The organism is Pseudomonas sp. FG13, from assembly GCF_057809755.1.
In genome coordinates, this window is the sequence record NZ_JBMDKO010000030.1 from 35,016 (window position 1) to 58,379 (window position 23,364).

A 23,364-nucleotide genomic window follows, 5' to 3' on the forward strand; every position below is an offset into this window, starting at 1 on the left:
CGTCGGGACAGCGCTATCTTTCTGACGCAAAAATGATCGAGTTCAACTGGCCAGCTTCAAACCGTGTTCCAACCACCAGGTGTAAGCCTGGCGAGCCAGCTCATCGACGCCGTGGCTGGACGCATCCAGGGCCAGGACCAGAGGTTCGCCGACGGGGGATTCAAGGGTGGCGAACTGACTGTCGATCAACGTCGACGGCATGAAATGGCCGGGGCGATGGGACACACGGTCGGCCGCCACTTCGGGCGTCAGTTCCAGGAACACGAAACCCAGGCCAGGCAAGGCGCTGCGCAGACGCTCGCGATAACTGTGCTTGAGGGCCGAGCAGGTCAACACCGGACGCTCGCCCTTGGCGTCGATGCGGCGCAACTCATCGCACAGGCTGTCTAGCCAGCCGGCACGGTCGTCGTCGTTCAGGGGAATACCGGCGCTCATCTTCTGGATGTTGGCCGCGGGGTGGAATGTGTCGCCTTCGATGGCGGTGGCGCCGCTCAGTTGGCACAGGGCCTGGCTGACGCAAGTCTTGCCGCAACCGGCAACGCCCATGATGACCAGGGCGGTGATGGGATTGTTCATGTAACACCTCAGCGCGCAGACAGCGCTACCTTTGCCAGTTATGACACCGCAGCAAAAGCAGAAGTTGCCGACGCCTTCTTGTCATTTTTGTGGTTGCAGCATTTTCGTTCACGACACCAACGGATGGGATTCAGGCAAACCCCACTCGCGCATTTGCAGCCGCGTCGAGACAGCGCTACCTTAGTGCCTTGATTTTTGTTTGGCAAGCCACCTGATGACCGTCCCCAAGAACGATAAGAATACCCGCACCACCGGTCGCCCTACGCTCAACGAAGTCGCACGCCTGGCCGGTGTCAGCCCCATCACCGCCTCCCGTGCCTTGCGCGGCGTCAGCACCGTGGCCACCGACCTGGTGGAAAAGGTCCGACAGGCGGCTCAGGCACTCAATTATGTCGTCAATCCCGCCGCCCGCGCCCTGGCTTCGGCCCAGAGCCATTCGGTGGTGGTGTTGGTGCCGTCGCTGTCCAACCTGCTGTTCATCGACACCCTGGAAGCCATTCACCGTGTCTTGAGGCCCAAGGGCTTCGAAGTGGTGATCGGCAACTATCACTACTCCCGGGATGAAGAAGAAGACCTGCTGCGCAACTACATGGCCTATCAGCCCCGTGGCTTGCTGCTGACAGGTTTCGACCGCACTGAAAGCGCCCGCCGCATGATCGAGGCCAGCAACATTCCGTGTGTCTACATGATGGAACTGGACCCCGGGGCGGGGCTCAACTGCGTCGGCTTTTCCCAGCTCAAGGCCGGCGAGACGGCGGCCGAACACCTGATCTCCCGCGGTCGCAAACGCCTGGCCTACATCGGCGCACAACTGGACCAGCGCACCTTGTTGCGCGGCGAAGGTTTTCGCCGGGCCCTGCAGAAGGCCGGGCTGTACGACCCGGACTTGGAGCTGCTGACACCGCGCCCGTCATCGGTGGGCCTGGGCGGCGAACTGTTCCTGCAACTGCTGGCCAGCCACCCGGATGTCGATGGGATTTTCTTCGGCAACGACGACCTCGCCCATGGCGCCCTGTTCGAAGCCTTGCGCTGTGGCATCAGGATTCCCGAACAGATCTCGGTCCTCGGCTTCAACGACCTGCCCGCCTCGGCCCACATGGTGCCGCGCCTGAGCAGCATCAGCACGCCACGGGAAGCCATCGGCCGCCGTGCCGCCGAACAGATGCTGACGTTGATGGCAGGCAACCGCATCGCCCAACCCGTGGTGGACATGGGGTTCGAGCTCAAGATTCGCGAAAGTACCTGACCCCTCCCCCTCGCCGCGCCGAGGCGGTCGATCCCTGCCGGTCAACGGCAAGGGCTGGCCGCTTCGCCTCGCCCACCGCCCTGCATCCCTCGAAACACGGGGCACCCGGCGTCGGCATGGGAATTGCTCCTGCCCATCGCTCAGCCATTACCTACAGGTGCCCATCATGTTGGTCAGTGCCAAACAACAAGCGATGATTCTGCCGCTCAAGCGTCCGGGCGAGGACCCGACCGCCGACGCCGCCAGCGGCCTGCAAAGCGCCGCGCTACAGGCGTTGCGCGATAACGTGCAGGCCCAGGCGAGCCAGGGCAATGCCCAGGTGCGGGAGTCCGTCACCCAACAGGCTACGCAACAGGTCAACGCGGCCACGGCCATCAGCGACAATGTCGATGAGGCGTTCGCCAAGACCCGCGTGCAGTTGCAGACCACCGCTGCCCAGGATGCCCCGGCGCACCAGACCGACAGTTCGGCACTGAAGGACTTCAAGGACTACATGAGCAAGACGCCTGAAGAGCGTCTGCGTGACGCCATTCTCGCCGAGATGGGCATCAGCGAAGAAGAATACGAGGCGATGCCACCCGAGAAGCAACTGGCGGTCGGCCAGGAAATTGCCCAGCGCATGCAGGACAAGTCCGCAATGGCGCAGGTGGAAAAGACCCAGGAACAGCGCGACACGGGCGATAAGGATCCGGCCGCGGCGATGCTCCTCACGTCCCTCTGAGCCCGCCGGCGGCCAGCAGATGAGCCGCCGGAGTGCAAAACCTGTGGGAGCAAGCTTTGCTCCCACAGGTTTATCGAAACGTGTTCCCTTATAATCTGCCCTCCTCCCCCTCCACGACGTTGCCATGTCCGAAATCCGTTATGTGCTGCTCGATGAACCGCTGTGGCCGCTGATGAACAAGTTCTACCGCGCCCATCAATCCTCGATGAAAGCCGTGCGTGACGCGCAGCTGTGGGTGGCGAGGCAGGATGACATCGTCGCCGCCCTCTGCTTGCGATCAGTGGCGGGCGGGCACTGGTTGACGGGGTTGTTTGTCGACCCGGCACACCGTGGGCAAGGTGTCGCGGCACGCTTGATCAGCGAAGCGGTGAAAGCCGTGGACGCACCGGTTTGGCTGTTCTGCCACCCGGAATTGCGCGGGTTCTATGAACGGCACGGCTTCACGTTCGAGCCCGCCCTGCCCTATGCGATGGCCGAGCGCCTGAGCCGGTATGCCCGCAGCAAGCCGATGATTGCGATGGGGTTGGAGCCGGGAAGCCGGTCCTGATGCCCTGTGGGAGCGAGCCTGCTCGCGAAGGCGGCAGGACATTCCACAACGATGCAAGCTGACCCACCGCTATCGCGAGCAGGCTCGCTCCCACAAGTGATTGAGGTGAAGGTTCAGTCGTCGGCCGTCGGGTCCAGATCCGGGAACATCACTTCGGTAAACCCGAACTTGCTGAAGTCAGTGATCCGCGACGGGTACAAGCGCCCGATCAGGTGGTCGCATTCATGCTGCACCACCCGTGCATGAAAGCCCGAGGCTGTCCGCACGATCGGCTCGCCCTTGGGATCGAAGCCTTCGTAACGGATGTGCTGAAAGCGATCGACCGCCCCCCGCAGGCCGGGCACCGACAGGCAACCTTCGAAACCTTCTTCCAGCAACGGGCTCAGCGGCGTGATCAGCGGGTTGATCAGGATGGTCTGGGGCACTGCCTCCGCATCGGGGTAACGCTCGCTGTGGTCGAAGCCGAAAATCACCAGTTGCAGGTCCACCCCGATCTGCGGCGCCGCCAGGCCGACGCCGCCGACGCTTTCCATGGTCTGGAACATGTCGTCGATCAATTGCCACAGCTCTGGGGTGTCGAACATCTGCGGCGGGACCGGTGGAGCGATTCGCAGCAGGCGCGCATCGCCCATCTTGAGGATTTCTCGAATCATGGTCGGGCTTCTTCTGCGTTCGGATCGGCGTCCGGTTTGATGGAGTGGTCGCGCGCCAGTCCCGAGACATGGTGCTTCCAGTGCTCGCCGGGCACCTTCTCACCAGGCTCCTTGCCTTCGGCGGACATGTGTTCGATCACCGCGTTCATCTCCGCGCCCAGCAACAGCACCGCCGCCGAGATATAGAAGTACAGCAGCAACACGATGATCGCGCCGATACTGCCATACATGGCGTTGTAGTTGGCAAAGGTCTTGACGTAAAAAGCGAAGCCCAGGGAGGCGATGATCCAGACCACCACGGCCAGCACCGAGCCCGGCGTGATGAAGCGAAACTCTTGCTTCACGTCCGGCATCACGTAGTAGATCAATGCCACCGCCACCATCAACAGGATCACGATCACCGGCCAACGCACGATCGTCCAGAGCGTGACGATGAATTCCTCCAACCCGACCTGGGCCGCAATCCACTCCATCACCTGCGGACCGAGGACCATCAGAGCCGCCGCGATGAGCAGCATGCCGGCGATGCCGACCGTATAGAAAATCGACAGCGGAAAGCGCTTCCAGGCCGGACGTCCCTCGACCACATCGTAGGCGGCGTTCATGGCGCTCATCATCAGCCGCACCCCGGCCGAGGCGGTCCACAACGCAACCACGATACCCACCGACAACAGCCCGCCCTTGGATTGCTGGAGTTGGTCGATCACCGGGTTGACCTGCTCCAGCGCCTGGGGCGGCAGCACCAGCTCCGACTGCAGGCGCAGCCACGAGAAGAAATCCGGCAGATGCAGGAAGCCGATCAGCGCGATCAGAAAGAGGATGAAAGGAAACAGGGAAAACAGCATCTGGTAGGCCAGTGCCGAGGCGTAGGTCGACATCTCGTCGTCGAGAAACTCGGTCACCGTACGCATCATCACGCGATGCAAAGGCAAGCCTTTCATGTCCGGAAATATCATGAGCGTCTCCTTTCGCCGCAAAAAAGGGGTCGCGTGGCGACTCAAGGGGCGTTTTTTACCTCAAAGTAGCCTGTTTGGCGACTTTGGGACAATCTCATCCCGACGCAGAATTGACCAATGCCCCACAGCGCAAGTTTCATTCTTCGCACCGGCAGGGCTTTATGTTTGCCCGGCAACCGTCGAGAATGCCGCATGTATTCAGGCCCGGCCCGAAGCTTTAATCCCGTAGGAACGTTATGAAACTCGATAAGAAGCAGGCCATCGCCCGCAGAAACCAGGAACTGGGCGGCGCCGTCCTGGGCGTCAACAACTGCCATTTCAGCGAATTGAACCGCAACCGCAACATCTTCTGGTTCAACATCCCGGTGACCCGCCTGGCTGTCGGCCAGTACGAATGGATTCATCTGCTCCTGCACACTCCGGCCACCGACGAATTGCTGCACCTGAAAGTGCCGACCGTGTTCCTGCGGGAAAAAATGGAAGGCCTGGAAGTGCGCAACCAAGGCAAGCGCAAGGCGGCCTTGAGCCTGGAGCTGAGCGCCGACAGGGATTCGTACCTGCAAGACCTGCGACCGGGAGGCACCAACCTGGATTTTGCGCAGTTCAGGCTGTAACCCCGACCGCCGACGTATGTAGCTTGGGGATTATGTGGGAGCAAGGCTTGCCCGCGATGAAGGCACCACGACGCCAAGCAGACCGAATCAACTTCATCGCGGGCAAGCCTTGCTCCCACAGTTCACTCCCACACGGCGTCGCTTCAAGTAGCCACCCAACAAAAAGCCCCGCTTCGGCGGGGCTTTTTGTTTACACGCAATTCACTTCTTCACACCCAACTTCCTGAGCTCTTCATCCCGCAACTCACGTCGCAGGATCTTGCCCACATTGGTGGTCGGCAACGCATCGCGGAACTCGACCGCCTTGGGCACCTTGTAGCCGGTGACGTTGGCGCGCATGTGCTCCATCACTTGCTCCTTGGTCAGCGTGGCTCCGGGTCGCACGACGATGAAGATCTTGATCGCCTCGCCGGACTTCTCGTCCGGTACACCGATGGCGGCGCATTGCAGCACGCCCGGCAGGGTCGCCAGCACGTCTTCCAGCTCGTTGGGGTACACGTTGAAGCCGGAGATCAGGATCATGTCCTTCTTGCGGTCGACAATGCGCATGTAGCCGTCCGGCTGGATCAGCGCGATGTCACCGGTCTTGAGCCAGCCTTCGCTGTCGAGGATTTCGTCGGTGGCCTCCTGGCGCTGCCAGTAGCCCTTCATCACCTGCGGACCTTTGACGCACAGCTCGCCGACTTCGCCCAGAGGCAGTTCGACGCCTGCGTCATTGATGACCTTGCACAGCGTCGATGGCACCGGAATGCCGATGGTGCCGACCTGGATGTTCTGGATCGGGTTGACCGTGGCCACCGGACTGGTTTCAGTCATGCCATAGCCTTCGCAGATCGGGCAACCGGTGACCGCTTTCCAGCGCTCGGCAGCGGCCAGTTGCAGGGCCATGCCGCCAGACAAGGTGACTTTCAACGCGGAGAAATCCAGCTTGCGGAAACCTTCGTTGTTGCACAGTGCCACGAACAGGGTATTGAGGCCGACGAAACCGCTGAACTTCCACTTCGACAGTTCCTTGACCATCGCCGGAAGGTCGCGCGGGTTGCTGATCAGGATGTTGTGGTTGCCGATCAGCATCATTGCCATGCAATGGAAGGTGAATGCATAGATGTGGTACAGCGGCAGCGGCGTGATCAGCACTTCGCAACCTTCATTGAGGTTGGAACCCATCAGCGCCTTGCACTGCAGCATGTTCGCCACCAGGTTGCGGTGGCTCAGCATCGCCCCCTTGGCCACGCCGGTGGTGCCACCGGTGTACTGCAACACGGCCACGTCATCGCTGCCCGGGTTGGCTTCGGTCACTGGCCGGCCATGGCCCTTGCTCAGCACGTCGTTGAACTTGACGGCCTTGGGCAGGTGATACGCCGGGACCATCTTCTTGACGTACTTGATCACGCTGTTGATCAGCAGCCGCTTGAGCGGCGGCAACAGGTCGGCCACCTCGGTGACGATGACGTGCTTGACGCCTGTCTTCGGCACCACGGTCTCGGCCAGGTGCGCCATGTTCGCCAGGCACACCAGTGCCTTGGCGCCGGAATCGTTGAACTGGTGCTCCATCTCCCGCGCGGTGTACAGCGGGTTGGTATTGACCACGATGAGGCCGGCGCGAATGGCCCCGAACACTGCCACCGGGTATTGCAGAACGTTAGGCAATTGCACGGCGATTCGATCGCCCGGCTGCAAATCGGTATGCTGTTGCAGATACGCGGCAAAGGCACCGGACAATTCGTACAGTTCACCGTAGGTGATTGTCTTGCCGAGGTTGCTGAATGCCGGCTTGTCGGCGAAGCGTTGGCAGGACTGCTTCAACACCGCCTGAATATTCGGATACTCGTCTGGATTGATGTCGGCAGCAATCCCAGCTGGGTACTTATCCTTCCAAAAGTCTTCGATCATGGAAGCCCACTCCTCAGCAACGCGAATTCTCACCGCATTTGATGCGATTATTATTGGTGTGTTTGTTGGTGAATCTGGCTTGGATGAAGGCCGAGAAGTCACAAAAGCGCGCCGAGAGTAGCAGCTTTGCCAAGGGTCGACTAGAGCCAAAAGTGGCCGACACGGTCACTAATCCGACTCAAGAATATGCAATGGTCATTTTTAGAGTAAAAATTCTACGAACTGTAGGAACGTTCTGAATCCGGCCTTCTTTTTTGTTTAAACCCCAGAAGCCCATGTGGGAGCGAGCCTGCTCGCGATAGCGGTGTGTCAGCCAATATTCCCATGACTGATCCACCGCTATCGCGAGCAGGCTCGCTCCCACAAGGGTATGTGCTTGGTCTACATCACGCGATATCGCGCAGCTCCCGGCGCAGGATCTTGCCCACCGGCGTCATCGGCAGCGACTCTCGCAACACGATGTGCTTGGGAATCTTGTAGCCGGTGAAGTTCTCCTTGCAGTAGGCCTTGAGTTCTTCGAGGCTGACGCCCGCCTCCCGCGCAACCACGAACAGTTTCACCGCCTCCCCGGAGCGGTCGTCCGGCACACCGATCACCGCGCAATTGGCGACCTTCGGGTGGGCCATCACCACGTCTTCGATTTCGTTGGGGTACACGTTGAAACCCGAGACGATGATCATGTCCTTCTTGCGATCGACGATCCGCACGAAACCGTCCGGGTCGATCACCGCGATGTCACCGGACTTGAACCAGCCTTCGCTGTCCAGCACTTCGGCGGTGGCTTCAGGCTTGTTCCAGTAGCCTTTCATGATCTGTGGGCCCTTGATGCACAGCTCGCCACGCTCGCCCAGGGGCTGCTCGACGCCATCATCGTTGATCACTTTCATCAGCGTGCCCGGCACTGGCATCCCCACCGTGCCCAGCCGGGATTTACCGCCATAAGGATTGGCGCTCGCCACCGGCGAGGTTTCGGTCAGCCCATACCCTTCGGTAATGCCGCAACCGGTGATCTGTTGCCAGCGCTCGGCGGTGGCCTTGATCAACGCGGTGCCGCCGGAATTGGTGACCTTGAGGTGGGAAAAGTCCAGGGTCTTGAAATCCGGATGGTCCATCAGCGCCACGAACAACGTGTTGAGCCCCAGCAATAACGAGAAACGCCAGTTCTTCAGCTCCTTGATGAAGCCCGCGATGTCCCGTGGATTGGTGATCAGCACGTTGTGGTTGCCGGTCACCATCATGCACATGCAGTTCGCCGTGAAAGCGTAGATATGGTACAGCGGCAGCGGCGCGATCATGACCTCCTGGCCTTCGCGCAGCAGCGGCTGGCCGTCATCGCCGAGCTGTCCCAGGCAGGCCCGGGCCTGCTGCATGTTGGCCACCAGGTTGCCGTGGGTCAGCATCGCGCCCTTTGCCAACCCGGTGGTGCCGCCGGTGTATTGCAACACCGCGATGTCGTCGAGGCTGACCTTCAGTGGCTTGATGGCCTGGCCACGCCCCAGGCGCAAGGAGCTCTTGAAGGAAATGGCCTGGGGCAGCGAATACGCCGGGACCATCTTCTTGACCTTGTTCACCACGGTGTTGACCAGCCAGCCCTTGGCGGTGGGCATCAGGTCGCCCATTTTCGCTTCGATCAGGTACTGCAGGTCCGTGTCGGGCATCACTTCCTGGACCTTGCTTCCGAACAGGTTCATGTACACCAGCGCCCGGGCACCGGAATCCTTGAACTGGTGGCGCATTTCCCGCGGGGTGTACAGCGGGTTGGTGTTGACCACGATCAATCCGGCGCGCAAGGCACCGAAGACGGCAATCGGATATTGCAGGACATTGGGCATCTGCACCGCGATACGGTCACCGGGAACCAGATCGGTATGGCTTTGCAGGTAACCGGCAAAGGCTGCGCTATGGCGCTCGAGCTCGGCATACGTGAGGGTCACGCCCATATTGCTGAACGCCGGGCGGTCGGCGAATTTCTTGCAGGAACGCTCGAACACCTCGATGACCGACTTATAGGCCCCGAGGTCGACATCCAGGGGCACGCCGGCCGGGCGTTTGTCATTCCAGAAATCAGGCTGCATTGTTTTTATCCTCTTTACCTGAACCTATCCCGGGCCGCTTCTTTACGACTCGCAGAAGCGGAGCTCTTGGGACACTAGCAGCTCTGGCCAATCAGGCAAATACGGCAATTTGTGTCATAGATTGTGTGAATCTTGCCGCCTACGTGTGGCCTGATCAGGCGAGACGCAACGGATGCGCTATACAATGGAGCAACATTGCGCATGCTCCCCTGTAAAGGATCGTCATGACTCATCAAACGTTCTGGCTGACCGCAACCGATCACAGCCGCCTGTTCGTCAATCAGTGGTTGCCGCAAACCACGCCTCGGGCGGTGATCTTGCTGGCCCACGGCATGGCCGAACACAGCGGCCGCTATCAGCGCCTGGCCCAGGCCCTGTGCGACGAAGGCTACGGTGTTTACGCTGCGGATCTGCGCGGCCATGGCAAGACCGGCGAGGGGGCGCTCCTCGGCCATTATGCCGACGAGGATGGCTGGGCGAAGGTGGTCGGCGACCTGGCCAGCCTCAACCATCACATCGGCCAGCAACATCCCGACACGCCAATCGTGCTGCTGGGCCACAGCATGGGCAGCTACATCGCCCAGGCGTACCTGCTGCATCACAGCGCAAGCCTGCATGGGGCGATTCTCAGCGGTTCCAATTTCCAACCGGTGGCGCTGTATCGCACCGCCCGCCTGATTGCCCGCTTCGAACGCTGGCGCCAGGGTGCCACCGGGCGTAGCGCCTTGATCGAATGGCTGTCGTTCGGCAGTTTCAATCAGAAATTCAAACCAACCCGCACGCCCTTCGACTGGCTCAGCCGCGACCCGGTCGAAGTGGACAAGTACGTCCACGACCCACTGTGCGGCTTTCGCTGCAGCAATCAGCTGTGGGTCGACCTGCTCGGTGGCTTGCAGCAAATCAGCAAAGCGTCCAATCTCGCCCAGATCGATCCGGACCTGCCGTTGCTGGTCATTGGCGGCGAATGTGATCCGGTAAGCGACGGCAAGCGTCTCAAGGATCTGGCCGACGTCCTGCGCGCCGCCGGCAGCCAGCACCTGCAATTGACGATTTACCCACAGGCCCGGCACGAATTGTTCAACGAAACCAACCGCGATGAAGTGACGGCCGATGTGCTGGCCTGGATTGCCCAGGCCCTGAACCACAAGCGCCCGCCACGAAGCGAGTAGCTTGCCAGCGCTTTTTCCCTTACCCGCCACAGGATCAGAAACAGATGACCCAGGTTACCAACACCCCTTACGAAGCCCTCGAAGTCGGCCAGACCGCCAGCTATAGCAAATCCGTCGAAGAGCGTGATATCCAGCTGTTCGCCGCCATGTCGGGCGATCACAACCCCGTGCACCTGGACGCCGAATTCGCCGCGGCGAGCATGTTCAAGGAGCGCATCGCCCATGGCATGTTCAGCGGTGCGCTGATCAGCGCCGCGGTGGCGTGCGAGCTGCCTGGGCCCGGCACCATCTATATCGGCCAGCAGATGAGCTTCCAGAAACCGGTAAAGATCGGCGATACCCTGACCGTACGCCTGGAGATCCTGGAAAAGCTGCCGAAGTTTCGCGTACGCATCGCCACCCGCGTGTTCAACCAGCGCGATGAGCTGGTGGTGGATGGCGAAGCCGAGATCCTCGCGCCGCGCAAACAGCAGACCGTGACCTTGCCGACGCTGCCGGCGATCAGCATCGGCTGATTATCGCAAGGGAATTCATCCCTTCTGTGGGAGCAAGGCTTGCCCGCGATCAGGGCACCTCGATTTCAAGGTAGACCGCATTCACTTCATCGCGGGCAAGCCTTGCTCCCACAGGTCCTGCGACAAGTTATTGATCGTGCTCCTGCACCTGCACACTCGCCGTCATCCCCGCACTCAGGTTCACCCCTTCCGGCACCTTGTCCAGCTTGATCCGCACCGGTATCCGCTGGGCCAGGCGCACCCAGTTGAAGGTCGGTTCAACTTCCGCCAGCAACTGCGCGTCCGGGTTGGTATTGCGATCGGTAATGCCACGGCTGACGCTTTCGACGTGACCTTCCAGGGCATGACCGGCGCTCATCAGCCAGACCTTGACCGGATCGCCCACGCGGATCCTCGGCAGTTTGGTTTCTTCGAAATAGGCCTGCACATAAAACGTCGAATCGTCGATCAATGCCATGACCGGCTGCCCGGCGTTGACGTAATTGCCTTCGGCCAGCCGCAGGTTGGTGATGTGACCGCTACGAGGCGCCAAGACCTGGCTGCGAGCCAGGTTGAGCTCGGCGACCTTGGCCTCGGCCTGGGCTTCGCGCAGCTCGCCCCGGGCGATGCCGGCGTTGATCTGGGCATTTTCCCGCAGCTCGGCACTGATGGCCTGGGGCCCCAGGGCGGCACGGCGACTGGCTTCATGCTCGCGCAGGCTCAGTTGCTGCTGGCGGGTCTGAACCACTGCCCTGGCCTTCTCCACGGCGGCTTCGAAGCGTTCGCGGTCGATGCTCAGTAACAGATCGCCGGCCTTGACCTGCTGGTTATCCACCGCCTTGAGTTCACGCACCCAGCCCGACACGTCGGGGGCGATCACCACCACGTCGGCGCGAATCCGCGCATCCCGGGTCCAGGGCGTGAGCATGTAGTACTGCCACAGGTGAAACCCGGCGAAAATCGCCAATGCCACCACGCCCAGCGTAATGGCGACACGTACGGAGGTACGCATGTTCAACTCCTTATAACGGCCCGAGGACCAGGGTAATCACTGTCAGGACACAGACATACAGGGCGCAGTCGAACAAGGCTTCGTGCCAGATCCAACGCCCGGCCGGCACCAGGCTGAGCAACAGGCGCAATGCACCGGTCACCAGCAAGGCCAGCACCACATAAATCAGGAACGGGCTGAGCAACACCCCGCCAATCGACCATTCACGCAAGCCCATGGCTGTGCTCCCGTCGTTCCGGTTCGTGCTGGCGACACCAGGCGCGCCAGCTGCTCTGCAATTGCACCACCGCGCCCTGCGCCAACTTCAGCGCATCGCCGGGGGGCTCTGTCGACAACACCTTCAGGAACTCGGCGCTGGCCGGGGCCAACGCATCGGCCTGCTCACCGGACGGGCCGCGTTCGAGCACCTGCTCCAGCGCTTCGAAATAGCGCCGTTGCGCCCGGCTGTCGGACACCTGGGCGACGGCCAGGCTCAGACGCAGGTGCAACAGCTCATCGCCGATATCCAGGCCGAGCAATCCATCATCCCAACGGCTGCGCGACGGGACCGGCAGCTCGGGGTAATGCCGCGCCAGCTGCAACAGCCGATCGGCCATGCGTCCGCCGAACCAGCTCTCGGCGCCACTCAAGTTGCGCCGGGTCAGGCGCACCAGGTCATCCAGGGTCGCAGCCAGCAGGCGACGGCCGTGCCAGGCCGGATCGCGCAAAATCAGCAGATTGAATGCCAATACCGCCGCCCCCACGCCGATCATCATCGCCTGAGCGCTATTGAAGAATGTCGCCACGTCGTACTTCATGGCGTTGAGCGGTGATATCAGCACCACAAAATGCAAGCAGAACGACGTGGCCGTGGCAAAGATCGGCGGCTTGGCCATGCCCAGCGCACCGAAGAACAACGGCACGCCCATGGCCATGCAAAGCATGGCGAAGCTGCTCCACTGCGGCAGCAGGATCTCGCCGACCACGAACGCCGTCGGCACGGCCAAGAGGATGCCCCGCAGGAAACTCATGCCGATCTGCGCACCGTTTTCGCGGCTGGCAAACAGGCTGCACACGACACACGTCAACACCAACGCGCCGCTGGCGGCGGGCCAGGCCGTTGCCAGCCAGAAGCAGGAAACCGCCAGAAATGCCAAGGCGCTACGGGCACCGAATACCATGGCCAGGGACACGTCGCGATGGGGCGTCAAGGTCCGCGGCGGATCCGATGCCTCCCTGCCCTCTCGCACCGCCGCCAGCGCCGCGCAAGCGGCCAGCGCGGTGTCGAGCAACAAGGCGAAACGTGCCAGGCAGTAACTTTGCGCCGAGCTGATCGAGGGATCGTGAGAGGCGTCCAGCACCCGTGGTCGCAAGGCTTGCAGCGTCGCCGTGTCGGCATCGAGGGCTTGCTGAACCTCGTTCATCCAGGGTTGGAGGGCCTCGGCTTCTGCGGGTTCGAGTTGCTTCCATTGCCGACGCACCGAACGGGCAACGCGCAGCAGCATCAGCAATTTCTGGCTCAAGCCGCTGATGGCCCGGGCGCGCTGGCGACCCAGGCTGCCTTCGAACCAGGCATGTTCGCGCTGGGCATCCACCGCGACGATCCTGCCAAGAATCTCCAGCAAGCCCTTGCGTGCCTGGGCGTCGCCGGCCAGGGTGGCACGGGCCGCCTGCATGCCGCTCTGCCAGGCGGCATGGGCCTGGCCCGCCAGCTGTCGCTCGACCCGTAACGGCCAGAGCAAGGCACTGGCGGCCGTGGCACAGACAATCCCCAGACTGATTTCGGTGCAGCGCGCCACTGCCTGATCGAACACCCCCAGAGGGTGGGAAATGGCCGGCAAGGCGATGATCGCCACTGTGTACCCGGCCAACACGAACGAATAGGACCAGGCACTTCGCAGCAACGTCGAACAGGCCGTGCACAGCCCCAGCCACAAGGCCAGCGCCAACAGGAACAACCAGGGGGTCTGTGCGAACAACCCCATGAAGACCACCGACATGACGGTCCCCACCAGGGTACCGAGCAGCCGCGCCAATCCCTTTTGCACCACCATCCCCGACAGCGGCTGCGCCACGATGAACGCGGTCATCAACGCCCACGACGGCTGCTCCAACCCCCAGCGCAGTGCCAGCCATAGCGCCAGCCCACCACCGAGTACGGTCTTGATGGCGAACTGCACAGCGAGGCGGTCGGGGGCGAACAAGGCCTGGAAGGTAATGGGCACTCAGGAAACTCTTTCAGGGGTTGCAGTAACGATAGTTGCAAAGAGGGGTGATGGGGCAAGCGCAATTATTAGCTAGCTACCTATTTGAGTCCAGAGCCGATTACCCGTGGATTTGACAAGACACTTTTTCCGAATCTGTGGCGATCAATCCCTTGCCACAAATGTGCTTGCCGATAAGTCGCACAAAAAAAACGCCAGACAAGGCTGGCGTTTTTTCGATCAAGCGCGTGTATCAGCTGGCGCGTGCCTGGTTACGCAGCGCCTTGACCTGATCATGGTTGCGTTGCACGCCATGGTACTGGCGTTCAACCAGATCGCGGATGCCGACCAGATTGTGCTTGGTGATCTTCTCCATGGCTTCCCTATAGGCCTTCAGCGCATGGTCTTCGCCGCGCTCGGCTTCGTTGAGCACCGCTTCCTCATCCTTGCCGGTGAACATCGACTTCACATCCACCCAGCGGCGGTGCAGGTCACCGGAGACACTGGTGGAGGTTTCCGGATCACCACCCAACGAGCGAACGGCCGCCTGCAGTTCGGATGCAGCCGTGGCACAATCGACGGAACGTTGCACGAACAGAGCCTTGAGCTGTGGATGCTTGATGTCTTCAGCGCAGGTCTTGAACCCTTCCTGACCATCCTTGCTGGTCTGGATCAGGTCGTTCAGGACGGCGATGGCTTCTTTGTTCATATCAGTCATTTTTCAATTCCTTTGCTGGTGAATACAAAACCTGCAGGGAATATTGCATCGGGCATGCCAGCTCCGACCTACAAAAATAAACCTTAAAAATCAATAAGTTAATTAAACAGACAAAATCTGTATCCGCGTTATTTGCATGATCTGTCATTTGGCCTGCATGCAGAATGCCTGTATTTTCAAACCTGTTTGATTCAAGACATTTGCCATGAACCCGGAAACCCTCGAACTGCTGGTCACGCGCCAGATGCCTTTTGGTAAATACAAAGGCCGAATCCTGGCCGACCTGCCCGGTCAATACCTGAACTGGTTCGCCCGCGAAGGTTTTCCCCACGGTGAGTTGGGCGGTTTGCTGGCGTTGATGCAGGAAATCGACCACAACGGTCTGTCCGACCTGCTCGATCCCCTGCGCGTCAAGCACGGCAAACCCAAGCCCCGCCCCTGATTGAGTCCTCACATGCCCGAGAATACCCTGCGTGCCCACGATGAAGCTTTCTGGCAGACCTTTGTCGACCGCTACGACGTCGCCCCCGATGAACCGCTGAACCTGGAGAACGGCTACTTCGGACGCATGTCGCGGACGGTGGTCGAGGAGTACCAGCGCAACATCGATTTCATCAACCGCAGCAACTCGGTGTACGTGCGCCAGCATTTCGACCATGACCAGGGCGAGGCCATTCGCCGCCAAGTCGCGGAGTTGATCAAGGCGCCTGCGCAAACCGTGGCGCTGACCCGCAGTGCCGTGGACGCCCTGCAATCGTTGATTCGCAACTACAACGGCCTGAAACCTGGCGACCAGGTGCTGATCTGTGACTTGGAATATCAGTCGGTCAAGAACGCGATGCGCTGGCTGGCCCGCCAGCGTGGCGTGGAGCTGATCGAACTGGTCCACCAGCATCCGGCCAGTTTCGAGAGCCTGGTGGGGACTTACCGGGAAGCGTTCATTCGCTACCCGCGCTTGAAACTGATGACGCTGACTTACGTCAACCACCTCACCGGGCTGGTGATGCCGGTAAAGGCCATTGCCGAAGCGGCTCGGGAGTTCGATGTCGACATCATCCTCGACGGCGCCCACGCCCTGGGCCAGATCGATTTTGACCTGGCCAAAATGGGTATCCCGTTCGCCGGATTCAATCTGCAGAAATGGATCGGCGGGCCCCTGGCCCTGGGCTTCCTGTACATCGCCCCGAAACGCCTGGCCGACATCGATCCGGACATGGACGACAGTCATTACCCGGCCAACGACATCCGCTCACGCACGCCCCACAGTACCCCGAATATTCCGGCCCAACTGACCCTGCCCCTGGTGTTCGAAGAACACCGCGCCCTGGGCGGCGCCCTGGCCAAAGGTGCGCGTCTCTGCTACTTGCGCGACCTGTGGGTCAGCGCGGTGCGCGATCTGCCGGGTATCGAAGTCATGACCCCGGATGATCGGCGACTCTACTGCGGCATCACCTCGATGCGCTTTACCGCCCAGGCGGATCAGCAGGCGATGGCCGATCGATTGCTCCACGACTATGGGATCTTCACCGTGGTACGCCAGACCAGCGTCGGGCCTTGTATCCGTATCACGCCGGGACTGATCACTCTGGCGAGTGATATCGAGCGGCTTACCCGGGCCTTGATCGAGCTGAGCCGCACATAGCCTGCATAGCCCCCTGTGGCAAGGGGGATTATCTGTGGCGAGGGGATTTAGCGAAACGTCGCACCGCCCCGCTGGGCTGTGCAACAGCCCCCCAAAAAATGGGGCCGCTGCGCGACCCAGCGGGGATAAATCCCCTCGCCACAGATAAATCCCCTCGCCACAGAATAGGTGCTCTCAACACCAATCAGTGTTAGGCCAAAAACCAGGCAAAAAAAAACGGCGCGCCGACCAAGCGCACCGTAAAGCCGTAGAACACCCAACGAAGTTTGGTAAAACAATCAGTCCAGCAGCGCCAGTGCCTCGGCGGTGCATTCCTGGATGCGGGCCCAGTCGCCGTTCTTGATCCACTCCGGATCGAGCATCCAGCTACCGCCCACGCACATCACGTTTTTCAACGCCATGTAGCTCTTGATATTGGCCGGGCCGACGCCGCCGGTCGGGCAGAATTTCACTTCGCCGAACGGGCCGCCCAGGGCCTTGATGGCGGCGACACCGCCACTGACTTCCGCCGGGAACAATTTGAAGCGGCGATAGCCCAGGCCGTAGCCTTCCATGATGCCGGACGCGTTGCTGATGCCCGGTAGCAACGGGATCGGGCTGTCGACACTGGCTTCGAGCAGGTCACGAGTGATGCCCGGGGTCACGATGAATTGCGAACCGGCCGCCTCGGCAGCCGCCAGCATCTGGCGGTCGAGCACCGTACCGGCACCGGTCACCAGCTCCGGACGTTGCTCGCGCAATACCTGAATGGCCTTGAGGCCGAACTGGGAACGCAAGGTCACTTCCAGCGCCGTCAGGCCACCGGCCGCCAGGGCATCAGCCAGCGGCAGGATGTCCTGTTCGCGAGCGATGGTGATGACCGGCAGGATCCGCGCCTTGGCGCACAGGTCATCGATCAGGGTAACTTTGTCCGCCATGGAAACGGTCGGGGGTAGAGTTGTCATAGCGGCTGATCCTTGGTTCATGGGCACCAGTAAATCTCTAACGTAGGTTGCAAAAACGCACGGATCGGCATTTCGGCGACGTTGTCACCGGCCACCGCAGCGTTCAGGGTGGTCAATTTCGATTGACCGGAAATCGACAGCACTTTGTGCTTCGCCGAGGCCAGCAAGGCGCGGCTCATGGTCAGGCGCTGGTGCGGCACGGTCGGCGCCAGCATTGGCCAGCAACGACGAGCGCCCTGGGTGTCCAAGGCTGCGGCCAGGTTCGGGCTGTCGGGGAACAACGAAGCGGTGTGTCCGTCATCACCCATGCCCAATACCAGCACATCGATGGGCGGCAGCTCGGCCAGCAGGCGATCCGCCTGCTCGGCGGCGGCCTCCAGATTGGCACTGGCGCTGTAGAGGCTCAGGAACTGGGCCTTGGCCGCCGCGCCTTGCAACAGGTAACGCTTGAGCAGGCCGGCATTGCTGTCGGCATGTTCAACCGGTACCCAGCGCTCGTCCGCCAGGCTCACCACCACCTTCGACCAATCCAGTGCCTGCTTGGCCAGGCTCTGGAAAAACGCCACCGGGCTGCGACCGCCGGACACCACCAGGACCGCCGTACCGCGCGCGTCGATCGCCGCGCGCAGTTGCTCGGCCACTTTCAATGCCAGGCCTTCAGCCAACAGCACCGGGCTCTTGAATGCCTGGGCGCTGACGCCCTGGGGCAGTTTCACTTCAGATATCGCCATACCACGACCTCCCATCCCGCGTGATCAGTGCGATGGAGCTCATCGGCCCCCAGGACCCGGCCGCGTACGGCTTGGGCGCATCACCGGACTTCTTCCATCCGGCAATCAACTGGTCACACCACGTCCACGCGGCTTCGATTTCATCTTTACGGACAAACAGGTTCTGATTGCCGTTCATGACTTCCAGCAACAACCGCTCATAGGCATCGGGAATCCGCGCGCTACGCCAGGTGTCGGAAAAGTTGAGTTGCAAAGGACCGCTGCGCAATTGCATGCCCTTGTCCAGGCCTTGCTCCTTGGTCATCACCCGCAGGGAAATCCCCTCGTCCGGTTGCAGGCGGATGATCAGTTTGTTGCTGATCTGCAAGCGCTGCTCGGGAGCGAAGATGTAGTGGGACGGTTCCTTGAAGTGAATGACGATCTGCGACAGCTTCTGCGGCATGCGCTTGCCGGTGCGCAGGTAGAACGGAACCCCGGCCCAGCGCCAGTTGCGAATGTCGGCGCGCAGGGCGACGAAGGTTTCGGTGTCGCTCTGGGTGTTGGAATTGGGCTCTTCCAGGTAGCCCGGTACCGCCTTGCCCTCGCTGTGGCCGGCGATGTACTGGCCGCGCACCACTTGGGTGGTCAGGCCTTCGGGGCTGATCGGCGCCAATGCCTTGAGCACCTTGACCTTCTCGTCACGGATACTGTCGGCGGACAGTTCGGCCGGCGGGTCCATGGCAATCAGGCAGAGCAGCTGCAACAGGTGATTCTGGATCATGTCCCGCAGCTGTCCGGCCTTGTCGAAATAGCCCCAGCGGCCTTCGATGCCGACCTTTTCGGCCACGGTGATTTCCACATGGGAAATGTAATGCTGGTTCCACTGGGTTTCGAACAGGCTGTTGGCGAACCGCAGCGCGATCAGGTTCTGAACCGTCTCTTTGCCCAGGTAGTGGTCGATACGATAGGTGCGGTTCTCCGGGAAGAACTGGGCCACGGCGTCGTTGACCTTGCGCGAGGATTCCAGGTCCGAGCCGATGGGTTTCTCCAACACGACACGGGTGTTTTCGCTCAAGCCGACCTTCGCCAGGTTCTCGCAGATCGATCCGTATACCGCCGCTGGTGTGGCGAAATAGGCAATGACCTGCTGGGCCGCACCAATCTGTTCGGCCAGGGCGACATAATCGTCGGCCTTGAGGAAATCCACATGCAGGTAAGTCAGCCGCGCCATGAAGCGCTCGAACACGGTTTCGTTCAGGTCCTTGTCACCCACGTAGCGGCGCAGTTCCGTGGCGATGAACGCCAGGTGCTGCTGCTCGCTGCCGGGTTCACGGGCCAGCGCAATGATTCGCGTGTCCTCGTGCAACAGACCGGCACCATCGAGTTGATACAGGGCGGGAAACAGCTTGCGCAAGGCCAGATCGCCCAGCGCGCCGAACAAGGCAAAGGTGCACGGTTCAACCGTTATCGAAGGCATGATGTTTGTTCTTTTATCAAGTTAGGCTACAAATACCTTTTTTCAAGGCATCACTCAAGGAAAAATGTAGTAATAACCACAACATTTTCCGAAAATACCGATTCCGAGTGGTGGTCCGTCGGAGCCATCAGTAGGATAGGCCACCGCAAAGGGTCGTATCAAAGACCCGTCTTTCTAGGAATCCTCTATGGACCGCGTGCGAAATTTACTGGAGCAGATCCAGAGTCGCCTTGAAGACCTGAACAAGGCAGAACGCAAGGTGGCCGAGGTGATCCTGCTCAACCCACAGCAGGCCACCCGTTTCAGCATCGCCGCCCTCGCCCAGGCTGCGTCGGTCAGCGAGCCTACGGTCAACCGTTTCTGCCGTTCGTTCGGCGTCAGCGGCTACCCGGAGCTCAAGCTGCAACTGGCCCAGAGCCTGGCCAGCGGCGCCGCTTATGTCAGCCGTGCGGTAGAGGCCGACGACAACCCCGAAGCCTACACCCAGAAAATCTTTGGCAGTGCCATTGCTTCGTTGGACAGTGCCTGCCAGGCACTTGATCCAAATTTGATCAGCCGTGCCGTGGACCTGCTGATCCAGGCCCGACAGATCCACTTCTTCGGCCTCGGTGCCTCGGCCCCGGTGGCGCTGGACGCCCAGCACAAGTTTTTCCGCTTCAACCTGGCAGTGACCGCCCATGCCGACGTGCTGATGCAGCGCATGATCGCGTCGGTGGCCCACACCGGTGAGCTGTTCGTGATCATTTCCTACACCGGCCGCACCCGCGAATTGGTGGAGGTGGCCCGCATCGCCCGGGAAAACGGCGCTTCGGTATTGGGCCTCACCGCTGAAAACTCTCCCCTGGCCAAGGCCAGTACCCTGAGCCTGAATATTCCACTCCCCGAAGACACCGACATCTACATGCCGATGACCTCGCGGATCATCCAGCTCACCGTGCTGGATGTGCTCGCCACTGGGATGACCCTGCGTCGGGGCGTGGATTTCCAGCCGCACCTGCGCAAGATCAAGGAAAGCCTGAATGCCAGCCGGTATCCGGTGGGGGATGAGTTCAACTGATTCGGCTCAGGAGCTTTGGCGTCCGTTAGTCAGTCTTCGCGAGCAAGCCCGCTCCCACATTTGAAATGCATTTCACCGTGTGGAAGCGGGCTTGCTCGCGAAGAGGCCAACAGCAACGCCGAGTACCTGGACTATGCCCCCACCCGCGCCTGCAGACTCAGGTGCGCCCGCTCCCCTGGCGCCAGGCACAGGCTGTCGGTGCCGCCGCTGGCCGCTTCGACGCAGACAAACTCACTGACTTCATCCCAGCTCACCCCCAGCAACGGCCGGGTACCGGGATGCCACACCACTGTGTCGGCGCTATCGCCGGTATCGATGCACAGCGCTCGCTGCCAGGCGTGGTCCTTGAGCTGCAATTCGCCTTCGTGCTGGAACACCCGCTGGCAGCCGCCTTCGACCCGCAACTCGCCTTCCTGCTGGCACACCGCACGGTTCAGATGGTCGTAACCTTGCGCGCCTTCAAGCCCAGACAGCGCTACCTCACCGACGTCACCAATACGCCAATAGGCATGCAAAGCCTGGCTCAACTGGCACGGCAGGCTGTCTTGATGCTCGGTGCTCAAGCGTAGCTCCATGCGTTCGCCAAGGTCCGCGTGCAAGTCCACCTGCCAGTCGCACAACTGCAATTGCCAATGCAAATGCACGCCATCGTCGTCGCTGCGGCTGTCCAGCAACTTCCAGTCGATCAGCCGCGCCCAACCATGGGACGGCCAGGCGTTTTCGCTCGGATGACGGCCATACCACGGCCAGCACACCGGCACCCCACCCCGTATCGCCCCGACCTGGGGCCATTTCGCCGCACACCACAACCAGGGCTTCTGCCCACGGGGTTGGAAGTGCAGCAACTGCGCGCCCTGGCGACTGAACACCGCCTGGCACAGCGGATGGTCGATCACCAGCACATCGCGCTGCCGATAGCGCTCCCACGCAAACACCGGGCGCTCGCGCAAGGATCTGAAAAAGCGTTGTAGCGGATGCTCATGCATGAGCCGCGGTCCTGGACATCATTCAATACTCAACGGGTACAGCGCGTTTCTATGGCGAGGGAGCCTGCTGTGGGAGCAAAGCTTGCTCGCGACACAGGCACCTCGGTTCTTGGGCAAACCGCATTCAGCTTCATCGCGGGCAAGCCTTGCTCCCACAAATGACCTCTCAACGCGGGAACACCCCAAAAAAAAGCGGACAGCCTTGGCCGTCCGCAAATATGCGCACATAGAGAGGAGCTTATCGCAACAACGTTAGAACACCGACTGAATTTTCAGGCCGGCCACCAGCGCGTTGTCCACTTCATCCACACCACCTGGGTGGGTGATGTACTGCAGGTTGGGACGTACGGTCAGCCAGTTGGTGACGTGGACACCGTAGTTGAGCTCGTAGTTGTACTCGGTGTCACGCAACGGCGCGAACAGTGGGTCGTTGTAATCGGTCACACCATTGGCAGCGTTGGTCAGCTCGGCGTTTTTCTTCACGTCATCGTTGACATGGATACGGGAGAAGCCGATGCCGATGTCATCTTTAGGACGCGCATCGAACGGCCCCTTGTACACGAACATCAACGACTGGTAGTTGTCGACGACGTTGGTGTCCTTGTCATGGAAAGTCGCGTTGGCTGCGATGTTCAGGCCGCGGGACGCGTCACCGTTGTGGGTGGTGAGTTGTTGCTGCGCCACGAACCAGTAGCCGTGCTTGCTGTTGTGACTGCGGAAGGCATTGCCGGTGGTTGCAGCGTCATTGCCATTGTCGTCTTCACGGACGTCATTGGCATCGGCCGTGCTCTTGTAGTAACCGACACGGTATTCACCCGGCAGGCTGTTGACCTTCGGCGACCAGACCAGCTCGACCGGGATCACGGTGCCCTTGGTACCACTGCCGCTGAGCTTGAAGCCGTTGCCGTGTTCCAGCTGCGAAGGGTTCTGGTTGTAGGCACCGATCTGCGCGTAGAACTCAGGCGTGATGTTGTACTTCACGCGCAGCGCAGCCTGCATGACTGGCCAGTTGTACCAGATACCGGTGGCCCAGTTACCCACTTGGGAGCCGCAGAACGCCAGGTTCTGGAATTCGCAAGGGAAGGTGTTGAAGTCTTCGCCTTCGCCGAAGTAACCAGCCTTGACGTCCAGCTTGCCGTCGAGGAACTGGTGTTTGATCCACAATTGGGTCAGACGGACCATGTGGCCACGGCCGTAGACTTCCTGGGAGGAGCTCAAGGTGCCGGCACGCGGGTCGCCGACACGGTCGTTGGAAATGTTTTCGCCGTTACGGTTGGTCAGCTGGATCTTGGCCTGGGTGTTATCCCAGCCCCACAGCTTTTGCAGGTCCAGTGCCACGCCCAGACCGAACTGGTCGGAGTAACGCGCGGTCTTGTCGTTGTTGTAGCCACCATGCAGGTTGCCACCCACTTCACCGACATAGTCGGCCTTGATGTCGATACCCTGCTCGATCAGCTTGGTCCGTTCACCACCCCAGTCACCCGTCATCCACTGCGAGTCGGCGCTGAATGCGTCGGCAGCATGTGCGCTACCGGCCAGCATCATCGCCGCAACGGCTGATAACTGGCAGATAAGCTGGGCATTGTTTTTCTTCTTCATCCCTACATTCCTCGTCTTATTGTTATTGACTGTTTTTATTTTTTCTAACGCGCTTACAACGATTGCGGTGGGCAGTCCCCCACCCACCGCAT

General features: G+C 60.8%; 23 protein-coding genes. 9 read left to right on the plus strand and 14 right to left on the minus strand.

The features are described from left to right. Positions 1–42: 42 nt before the first annotated feature. Positions 43–576, minus strand: a complete 534-nt coding sequence (locus ACODTO_RS20940; protein ID WP_139647627.1) for a gluconokinase — start codon at positions 574–576, stop codon at positions 43–45. Between the two features lie 214 nt (positions 577–790). Here ACODTO_RS20940 and gntR point away from each other — a divergent pair, with 214 nt between their 5' ends. From gntR to ACODTO_RS20955, 3 genes are all read left to right on the plus strand, one after another. Beyond that, the gene (gene gntR / locus ACODTO_RS20945) at positions 791–1,822 is read left to right on the plus strand and encodes an HTH-type transcriptional regulator GntR (protein ID WP_139647625.1); all 1,032 of its coding nucleotides are present in this window, start codon (positions 791–793) and stop codon (positions 1,820–1,822) included. Between the two features lie 166 nt (positions 1,823–1,988). Further along, complete coding sequence (locus ACODTO_RS20950) at positions 1,989–2,543, plus strand: hypothetical protein (protein WP_489106994.1); 555 nt, start codon at positions 1,989–1,991, stop codon at positions 2,541–2,543. 124 nt (positions 2,544–2,667) lie between these two features. Then, on the plus strand, positions 2,668–3,090 hold the full coding sequence (locus ACODTO_RS20955) for a GNAT family N-acetyltransferase (protein WP_175363758.1): 423 nt from the start codon (positions 2,668–2,670) through the stop codon (positions 3,088–3,090). A 113-nt stretch (positions 3,091–3,203) separates the two neighbouring features. On the opposite strand, the gene def is transcribed toward ACODTO_RS20955, so the two are convergent. Together def and ACODTO_RS20965 are read right to left on the minus strand one after the other, a co-directional pair. Next, positions 3,204–3,743 carry a peptide deformylase gene (def, locus tag ACODTO_RS20960; RefSeq protein ID WP_139647618.1) on the minus strand — a complete coding sequence of 180 codons (540 nt, stop codon included), beginning with the start codon at positions 3,741–3,743 and terminating at the stop codon, positions 3,204–3,206. Further along, the gene (locus ACODTO_RS20965) at positions 3,740–4,699 is read right to left on the minus strand and encodes a YihY/virulence factor BrkB family protein (RefSeq protein WP_139647616.1); all 960 of its coding nucleotides are present in this window, start codon (positions 4,697–4,699) and stop codon (positions 3,740–3,742) included. Before ACODTO_RS20965 ends, def begins: the two co-directional genes overlap by 4 nt. Positions 4,700–4,935: 236 nt before the next feature. Here ACODTO_RS20965 and ACODTO_RS20970 point away from each other — a divergent pair, with 236 nt between their 5' ends. Continuing rightward, positions 4,936–5,313 carry a hypothetical protein gene (locus tag ACODTO_RS20970; RefSeq protein WP_139647614.1) on the plus strand — a complete coding sequence of 126 codons (378 nt, stop codon included), beginning with the start codon at positions 4,936–4,938 and terminating at the stop codon, positions 5,311–5,313. Positions 5,314–5,514: 201 nt separating this feature from the next. On the opposite strand, the gene fadD1 is transcribed toward ACODTO_RS20970, so the two are convergent. Together fadD1 and fadD2 are read right to left on the minus strand one after the other, a co-directional pair. Beyond that, on the minus strand, positions 5,515–7,206 hold the full coding sequence (fadD1, locus tag ACODTO_RS20975) for a long-chain-fatty-acid--CoA ligase FadD1 (protein WP_139647612.1): 1,692 nt from the start codon (positions 7,204–7,206) through the stop codon (positions 5,515–5,517). A 386-nt stretch (positions 7,207–7,592) separates the two neighbouring features. Next, positions 7,593–9,281: a long-chain-fatty-acid--CoA ligase FadD2 gene (gene fadD2 / locus ACODTO_RS20980; protein WP_489106995.1), complete on the minus strand. Its 1,689-nt coding sequence runs from the start codon at positions 9,279–9,281 to the stop codon at positions 7,593–7,595. 224 nt (positions 9,282–9,505) lie between these two features. Here fadD2 and ACODTO_RS20985 point away from each other — a divergent pair, with 224 nt between their 5' ends. Further along, positions 9,506–10,450 (plus strand): alpha/beta hydrolase, encoded by a 945-nt coding sequence (locus tag ACODTO_RS20985; protein WP_489106996.1) that lies wholly within the window; start codon positions 9,506–9,508, stop codon positions 10,448–10,450. Positions 10,451–10,494: 44 nt separating this feature from the next. Continuing rightward, a complete protein-coding gene (locus ACODTO_RS20990) occupies positions 10,495–10,965 on the plus strand; it encodes a MaoC family dehydratase (protein ID WP_041023860.1) in 471 nt (156 codons plus the stop codon). A gap of 127 nt (positions 10,966–11,092) precedes the next feature. Here the strand turns inward: ACODTO_RS20990 and ACODTO_RS20995 are convergent, their stop codons facing one another. The 4 genes from ACODTO_RS20995 to ACODTO_RS21010 all read right to left on the minus strand — a co-directional run bounded on the left by ACODTO_RS20995 (position 11,093) and on the right by ACODTO_RS21010 (position 14,857). Next, positions 11,093–11,956 (minus strand): efflux RND transporter periplasmic adaptor subunit, encoded by an 864-nt coding sequence (locus tag ACODTO_RS20995; protein WP_041023861.1) that lies wholly within the window; start codon positions 11,954–11,956, stop codon positions 11,093–11,095. Positions 11,957–11,966: 10 nt separating this feature from the next. Beyond that, positions 11,967–12,173, minus strand: a complete 207-nt coding sequence (locus tag ACODTO_RS21000) for a DUF1656 domain-containing protein (protein ID WP_024781186.1) — start codon at positions 12,171–12,173, stop codon at positions 11,967–11,969. Then, positions 12,160–14,160: an FUSC family protein gene (locus ACODTO_RS21005; RefSeq protein WP_489106997.1), complete on the minus strand. Its 2,001-nt coding sequence runs from the start codon at positions 14,158–14,160 to the stop codon at positions 12,160–12,162. Before ACODTO_RS21005 ends, ACODTO_RS21000 begins: the two co-directional genes overlap by 14 nt. Positions 14,161–14,392: 232 nt before the next feature. After that, positions 14,393–14,857, minus strand: coding sequence for a ferritin-like domain-containing protein (locus ACODTO_RS21010; protein WP_139647602.1), 465 nt, complete (start codon positions 14,855–14,857; stop codon positions 14,393–14,395). Between the two features lie 205 nt (positions 14,858–15,062). Here ACODTO_RS21010 and ACODTO_RS21015 point away from each other — a divergent pair, with 205 nt between their 5' ends. Next, complete coding sequence (locus ACODTO_RS21015; protein WP_024781183.1) at positions 15,063–15,299, plus strand: DUF3820 family protein; 237 nt, start codon at positions 15,063–15,065, stop codon at positions 15,297–15,299. Positions 15,300–15,311: 12 nt separating this feature from the next. Then, the gene (locus ACODTO_RS21020) at positions 15,312–16,499 is read left to right on the plus strand and encodes an aminotransferase class V-fold PLP-dependent enzyme (RefSeq protein ID WP_139647601.1); all 1,188 of its coding nucleotides are present in this window, start codon (positions 15,312–15,314) and stop codon (positions 16,497–16,499) included. 278 nt (positions 16,500–16,777) lie between these two features. Here ACODTO_RS21020 and ACODTO_RS21025 read toward each other — a convergent pair whose 3' ends face one another. Genes ACODTO_RS21025 through zwf form a run of 3 tightly spaced genes read right to left on the minus strand, consistent with a single transcriptional unit; the run spans position 16,778 to position 19,630 of the window. Next, positions 16,778–17,443 (minus strand): bifunctional 4-hydroxy-2-oxoglutarate aldolase/2-dehydro-3-deoxy-phosphogluconate aldolase, encoded by a 666-nt coding sequence (locus ACODTO_RS21025; protein WP_024781181.1) that lies wholly within the window; start codon positions 17,441–17,443, stop codon positions 16,778–16,780. A gap of 17 nt (positions 17,444–17,460) precedes the next feature. Beyond that, complete coding sequence (pgl, locus tag ACODTO_RS21030; protein ID WP_139647599.1) at positions 17,461–18,174, minus strand: 6-phosphogluconolactonase; 714 nt, start codon at positions 18,172–18,174, stop codon at positions 17,461–17,463. After that, positions 18,161–19,630: a glucose-6-phosphate dehydrogenase gene (gene zwf / locus ACODTO_RS21035; RefSeq protein ID WP_139647597.1), complete on the minus strand. Its 1,470-nt coding sequence runs from the start codon at positions 19,628–19,630 to the stop codon at positions 18,161–18,163. Before zwf ends, pgl begins: the two co-directional genes overlap by 14 nt. A 196-nt stretch (positions 19,631–19,826) precedes the next feature. Between zwf and ACODTO_RS21040 the strand changes: the two genes are divergently transcribed. Further along, entirely contained in the window at positions 19,827–20,687 is an 861-nt protein-coding gene (locus ACODTO_RS21040; protein WP_171057240.1) for a MurR/RpiR family transcriptional regulator, read from the plus strand. Positions 20,688–20,818: 131 nt separating this feature from the next. Here the strand turns inward: ACODTO_RS21040 and ACODTO_RS21045 are convergent, their stop codons facing one another. Further along, positions 20,819–21,673 (minus strand): D-hexose-6-phosphate mutarotase, encoded by an 855-nt coding sequence (locus tag ACODTO_RS21045; protein ID WP_139647595.1) that lies wholly within the window; start codon positions 21,671–21,673, stop codon positions 20,819–20,821. A 252-nt stretch (positions 21,674–21,925) separates the two neighbouring features. Continuing rightward, on the minus strand, positions 21,926–23,272 hold the full coding sequence (locus ACODTO_RS21050) for a carbohydrate porin (protein WP_175363765.1): 1,347 nt from the start codon (positions 23,270–23,272) through the stop codon (positions 21,926–21,928). Between the last annotated feature and the right edge of the window lie 92 nt (positions 23,273–23,364).